We start from the raw sequence: 6,287 nt of genomic DNA, 5'->3' as shown, positions 1-6,287 counted from the left end.
ACCAGTGTGAAAGTAGGTTATCGTCAGGCTAGTTATAAGAAAAAGCCCGCTCAGTGATCTGAGCGGGCTTTTTTGCGTTTTGTCGTTTGATAAGTGCACACGGTAGGTTGGCAGCTCTGCTGCCGACATGCTCATCTTTCGAACCAATAATCAGTTCAAAGAATTGGTCGGGCTAATCCTACAGCGCACCGACTACTTCTCCTATACAGCCGCTGACCCCATGCGCGCATGATCGAATCTCTGGTTCAGCAATCGGAGGATCGCATGAAGTCGAAAGAGAAGGTCAAAGGCGGTGACAACCGCGCCCGTGGTATCGCAAAACCGAAAACGCTCACCGTCGCCGAAGGCAGCCTGCAGAGCAGGGCGCCGGGCTACGTGATGCCCGGCGGGTTTGACACGCCGTTCCCAAAAGCGTTCACCGGCTCGATGCAGTCGGAAACCACCGGTCGCGGACAACGCGCCGGCGCCGGGTCGCAGACAGGCGGCTGGAGCGCGCGCCAACAGGCGCAGCGCATGCAGGCGCGCGGTGAGCAGGATCGGCTGGGCCAGAAACAGCAATCCGGCAATGGCATGGAACAATACCAGCACGCGGGTTCGCAGCAGTCGGCTAGCGGCCCCGACAATGCGCGCCAGACCGGCGTCGGCTCGGCCAACCGGCAGCGGCAGGGAAGTCCTGACGAACCGTCGTCCGATTCCGGCAGCAAGCGCAATCGCTAACACGCAGCGAAGTCATCGACTGACCCGGGCACTGCCCGGGTTTTTTTATTGTCCCTGCCCCGCCAGTGAACGCTACTTCACTGACTGCCCGGCAAATCTGGTGCACAATAAGACGACAATATTGCCATTTGAATCACAGGAGCAGCATGAACGAACAGGTCGCACGCAACGTCGTGCTGGTGCGCGCCATCGAGACCGCCGACGTCGGCCACACGGTGCTGAGCGACGACGACCGCAAGTACGCCACCCGCAGCGCGCGCGAGCTGGCCGCATGGCAGGCGGCCGACGCCCACGTAGCGGCGAACCAGCATCATTTTTTGCAGCAGCGCGCCGAGCTGATTCTCAAGCGTCTCGGCGAGCGCACGCCGGCCTTCGGCGCCTTTTATAAAAGTGCGCCCGGCCTGAAAGGTATCTGGCTCGCACTGCCGTTCCTCGCCTTCGTGTTCGGCGCCGCGCTCGACCGCATCGCCGATCCGCACCGGGTCGACCTGCTGTCGGCACCCCTGCTCGGCATCATCGGCTGGAATCTGCTGGTCTATCTCGGCTTGCTGGTCTGGGCCATCGTGCCCGCCGCCCGCAAGCGCAAGGGCACGCCGCTACTGCAGCGCCTGAGCACCGGCAAGGCCGCGCTGCCGCGCAAGCTGCCCGCGCCGCTGGCCGATGGCATTGCGCATTACCTCGCCAGCTGGTCGGCGATGAGCGAACCATTGACGCGCGCGCGTCTGAGCCGCACCTTCCACCTGGCCGCCGCCGGCTTCGCGCTCGGCGCCGTCGCCTCGCTGTATGCGCGCGGCCTGCTGACGCAGTACGTCACCGGCTGGGAGAGTACCTTCCTCGATGCGCAGCAGGTGCACGCGCTGCTCTCGACGCTGTTCACGCCGGCGCAGACCGTGTTCCCGTTTCTGCAAGGATTCTCGCTGGGCGAGATCGAGCAGCTGCGATTCGGCACGGGCACCGGCGCTGCACTGCCGACGGTTGCCGGCGGCGAGCGCTGGGTGCATCTGTATGGCGCGACCCTGCTGCTGCTGGTGATCGTGCCGCGCCTGCTGCTGGCGACAGTCGCTGGATTCAAGGCGCGCCGCCTGAAGCGCAACTTCCCGATCGACCTCGACCAGCCGTATTACCGCAAGCTGGCCGATAGCGTCGGCGCCGGCACCCCGGCCGTGCTGCGCGTGATCCCCTACAGCTACACGCTCGACGAACCGCGCGACCGAGGTCTGTGGGCAATCGCTGCGGCCGCATTGGGCGGTCAGGCACGGGTCCAGCTACTGCCCGCCGTCGCCTACGGCGTGGAGCCGAAGGACGCGCTGCGCGACACGGCCCTGAACGAAGCCGGTGTCACCGTCACGGCCGTCCTGTTCAGCCTTGCCGCCACGCCGGAAAAGGAAAACCACGGTGCATTGCTCGATTACCTGGCCAAGCGCGTGCCGCGCGGCGTCGCCGTGCTGCTGGACGAGTCGCCGCTGGTCGAGCGCGGTGGCGACCAGGCGGGCCTGGACGTCCGTGTGGCCGAGCGCATCGCCCTGTGGCGCCAGTTCTGCGGCTTCCATGGCGTATCGAGCCACGCCGTCAATCTGCTGCAGCCGGACAAGCACGCGCTTGAACTGGGCGCCGGCCTGGCCCTGCCGGAGCTGCGATGAGCGCGCCGGCCAAGATCCAGTTCGCGCTGGTCTCGCACACCAACAACGGCAAGACCACGCTGGCGCGCACCCTGGTCGGGATGGACGTCGGCGAAGTGCGCGACGCCGCCCACGTCACCCAGATCTCGGAGGGTTACCCGCTGCTCGAGACGCTCGAAGGCGACCGCCTGGTGCTGTGGGATACGCCCGGCTTCGGCGACTCGGTGCGCCTGCTCAAGCGCTTGTCTATGGCCGGCAATCCGATCGGCTGGTTCCTGCGCGAGGTATTCGACCGCTATCGCGACCGGCCGTTCTGGCTCAGCCAGAATGCGCTGCGCGCCGCACGCGATGAAGCCGACGTGGTGCTGTACCTGGTCAATTCGTCCGAGTCGCCGCAGGACGCCGGCTACCTGCCTCCCGAGATGAAGATCCTCGAGTGGCTCGGCAAGCCGGTGGTCGTGCTGCTCAACCAGATCGGACCACCGCGTCCGGCGGGTGAAGAGCAGAGCGAACCGCAACGCTGGAAGCAGCACCTGGCGCAGTACCCGGTGGTGAAAGAGGTGCTGCCGCTGGACGCGTTCGCGCGCTGCTGGGTGCACGAGCACGTGTTCTACGAAGCGATGACGCATCTGGTCGCGCCGGAGAAGCAGCCGGCGTATGCGCGCCTGCTCGGCGCCTGGTCCGAACGCAACCGCGAACGCTACGCCAGCGCGCTGCGCATGAGCGCCGAACTGCTGGCGGCCAGTGCGCGCGACAGCGAAGCGCTGGGCGAAGAAAAGCCCGGCATGCTGCGCAGCGCACTGAAGGCGGTCGGCATCGGCAAGGACGAGGAACGGCGCCAGGAGCTGGCGATGGCGGCGCTGGTGGCGCGCCTGAACGACGGCACCAACCACGCGACCGCGCGCATGCTGTCGCTGTACCGCATCGATCCCGGCAAGGCGACCGCGGTGAATGCGCGCGTGCGCGAGAACTTTGCCGTGCGTGCGCCGGTGGACCGGGCCCAGGCCGGCCTGCTCGGCGCGGTGGTGTCGGGGGCCGCGACCGGGCTGTCGGCCGACATGATGGCCGGTGGCTTGACGCTCGGCGCCGGCGCGCTGCTGGGCGCGATCGCGGGCGGCATCACGGCGGCCGGCGCGGCCTGGGGTTTCAACCAGGGCACGGATCGCAATCGCGCCAGCGTGAAGTTCGCCGATCCCTTCATGCAGTCGCTGTTCACGGGCGCGGTCCTGCGCTACCTGGCGGTGGCGCACTTCGGCCGGGGACGCGGCAATTACGTGGAGAGCGAGGCGCCGCCGTTCTGGCAGGCCGAAGTCGAGGCGGCGCTCGCTGCAAGCGGTATCGACCAGCCGCGCCTGTGGCAGGCGGTGCGCGCCGCGCCGGACCTGGGCGCGGCCACCAACATGGTCGACGCGGCATTGACGCCGGTGGTGACGGCCACCTTGCGGCGGCTGTATCCGGACGTCGCGCTGCCGGACGCGCAGGTCGCGCCGGCTGCCGGGCCGGTTACTGGAACTGGTACTGGGCGCTGACGCCCAGGATCCAGTTGCGGCCAGGGGCCGCTTCGTAGAAGCGGCGGTTGGTGTCGCCGACGATCACCGAGCCGACGTAGTCGCGGTCGAACAGGTTGTTCACGCGCGCGAACTGGCGCAGGCGCCAGGCGCCCAGCTGCTGGCTGGCCTGCACGCGCGCGTTGACGATGGCGTAGCCCGGCGCCGGCGTGGCAGTGTTGGCGTCTTCCGCATACACGCGGCTGTTGGCGACCGTCTCCAGCGCCGCGCCATAGCGGCCGGCCGCTTCGCGCCATCCGAACTCGCCGTACAGGCTCGATTTCGGCACGCCCGGCAGGCGGCTGCCTTCCGGCACCGCGCCGAAGCCTTCGTCGTAGATCGCGTGCAGCATGCTCAGGGCCAGGCGCGCATTCCAGCCGCCGCCCAGTTCCGCGTCCACCGACAGCTCGCCGCCCTGGCGCAGCGTCGCGCTGGCGTTGCGGTAGCTGGTGCGCCCGCCGTTGGAAGCGTCCACCACCAGCTCGTCGTCGGTTTTCACCTGGAACAGCGCCGCGTTGATGCGCACGCCGTTGGCGACCATCGCCTTCACGCCTGCTTCGAGGTGGGTGCCGATGGCCGGGTTCAGCGCGAAGTTGAAGCCGCCGCCGGTGCCCGAATAGAACGACTCGTTCATGGTCGGCGTTTCGAAGCCGCGTGCGGCGCTGGCGTAGACATTCAGCGTCGGCGAGATTTTATACAGCACGCCGACCAGCGGCGTAGTGTGGCGGAACTCGGCGCTGCCGCTGTCGTCGCCATTGGACAGGTAGCGGTCGCGCACGTCGAAGTCGACGCGGCTGTGACGCAGGCCGCCGCTGATCACCCATTGGCCGCGTTCCCATTCCAGCTGCACGTATGGGTCGACGCTGGTCACTTCGTTCTGTTCGTCGCGGCGCAGGTTGCCCTTCACCCCGAAGGTCGTGCCGACAAAGTTCTCGAAGCCCTGGCGCGCATCATTCGAGCGCGCCAGTTCGAGGCCGGCCGTGGTGCGCAGGGTGCCGCCGGCGATGTCGCGCACAGCGCGCCAGTTGGCGTCGATACCGTAGAAGTCGCGGTCGAAATCGATCACACCGCCCGAGTGGCTACTGGGGGCCTGAAACCCGCGCGAGAACGACTGGTACTGGATCACGCGGCGGTTACCGCCGTAGGCCGTGACCTGCAGCCGGTCCGGGCCGAAGCGGCTTTCCCAGGTGGCGCCGAACTGCTGGTGGTCGATGCTCTTGCGCGTATCGTAGCGCTCGGCCAGCGTGCGTTGCGGCGTCTGCGTGTCGGTGCTGTCGATCTCGCCGGCGCGCGGGTCGCGCTGGTAAGTGGCCCAGGTGACGCCGAGCGGATCCTGGGTGTCGTCCTGGCGCAGGCCGCTGGCGGTGATCACGAGGCGGCTGGAAGACGACGGTTCGACCACCAGTTTGGCGTAGGCCTGGTCGCGCCGGGCGGCGCTGTGGTCGCGGTAGCCGTCGGTGTCGAAGCGCGAAGCGTCGAGCAGGTAGCCGATGCCGCCGGTCTTGCCGCTGGCGTTGACGTCCAGCTTGCGCTGGCCGTAGCTGCCGGCCGCGAAGCTCGATTCGATCGCCGGCGCGCCTTTCGGTTCGCGCGTGAACAGCTGGACCACGCCGCCGGAGTGGTTGCCATATAAGGCGGAGAAGGGGCCGCGCAGCACTTCGATGCGTTCGGCGAGGTCGAGATTGAAAGTCGCGGCCTGGCCCTGGCCGTCGGGCATGGTGGCCGGGATCCCGTCGGCGACCAGGCGCACGCCGCGCACGCCGAAGGCGGAGCGGGTGCCGAAGCCGCGCGAAGAGATCTGCAAGTCTTGCGCGTAGTTTTCGCGGTTGCGCACCACGACGCCGGGCACCGCCACCAGGGCTTCGGACGCGTTTACGCGCAGCTGGGTGTCGGCGATCTGGGCCGCATCGACCACGTCGACCGAAGTGGGCAGGTCGAAGCTGGTGTGTTCGGCGCGGGTGCCGCTCACCACCACGGTATGCATGGGGTCGCGCACTTCATCGCGTGCTTCGGCGGCGACGGCCGCTAGCGGCCAGCATGCGCAAACCGCGGCAATCGCGGTGCGGCGCAAAACGGGGTGACTCATCATTTCTCCAGAGGTATGTAGCAAGGGCAAGAGGATAATCGTCTTGCCAGACAGCCAAGGAATATACCGCGCAATGGGTGGGGGCACGCGCACTGCAACTATTCTTGTTATTAGGAAGTTAAGCGGAACTATGACGAATCTGCGCGAACTGGGGCTTGCGGAACTGCCGCGAGGTTTGCTATAGTTCGCCTCCGCTTCGGCAGCAACCGAAAAATGTTAACGGAATCAAGTGGTTACGTTAGCAAGGTTGATAGAGAAATCTAAGCTGAAGCAAATGAGGGGTTGACGAAGATCGCGAAACACTGCATAATCTCATTC

At 66.9% G+C, this 6,287-nt stretch carries 4 protein-coding genes; 3 read left to right on the top strand and 1 reads right to left on the bottom strand.

Annotated elements, in window-relative coordinates:
* Positions 1-228: 228 nt before the first annotated feature.
* The 3 genes from QPK27_RS25000 (at position 229) to QPK27_RS24990 (ending at position 3,865) form a co-directional block, all read left to right on the top strand.
* Positions 229-717, top strand: a complete 489-nt coding sequence (locus QPK27_RS25000) for a hypothetical protein (RefSeq protein ID WP_290420860.1) — start codon at positions 229-231, stop codon at positions 715-717.
* 146 nt (positions 718-863) lie between these two features.
* Complete coding sequence (locus QPK27_RS24995) at positions 864-2,357, top strand: DUF2868 domain-containing protein (RefSeq protein ID WP_290420859.1); 1,494 nt, start codon at positions 864-866, stop codon at positions 2,355-2,357.
* On the top strand, positions 2,354-3,865 hold the full coding sequence (locus QPK27_RS24990; protein ID WP_290420858.1) for a DUF3482 domain-containing protein: 1,512 nt from the start codon (positions 2,354-2,356) through the stop codon (positions 3,863-3,865). Before QPK27_RS24995 ends, QPK27_RS24990 begins: the two co-directional genes overlap by 4 nt.
* Here the strand turns inward: QPK27_RS24990 and QPK27_RS24985 are convergent.
* Complete coding sequence (locus QPK27_RS24985; RefSeq protein ID WP_374047121.1) at positions 3,840-5,879, bottom strand: TonB-dependent receptor family protein; 2,040 nt, start codon at positions 5,877-5,879, stop codon at positions 3,840-3,842. The genes QPK27_RS24990 and QPK27_RS24985 overlap by 26 nt on opposite strands.
* Positions 5,880-6,287 lie beyond the last annotated feature (408 nt).

The organism is Massilia sp. YIM B02443 (assembly GCF_030411955.1).
Taxonomy (GTDB): Bacteria; Pseudomonadota; Gammaproteobacteria; order Burkholderiales; family Burkholderiaceae_D; genus Telluria.
This window is presented reverse-complemented; position numbering and strand designations above follow the sequence as displayed.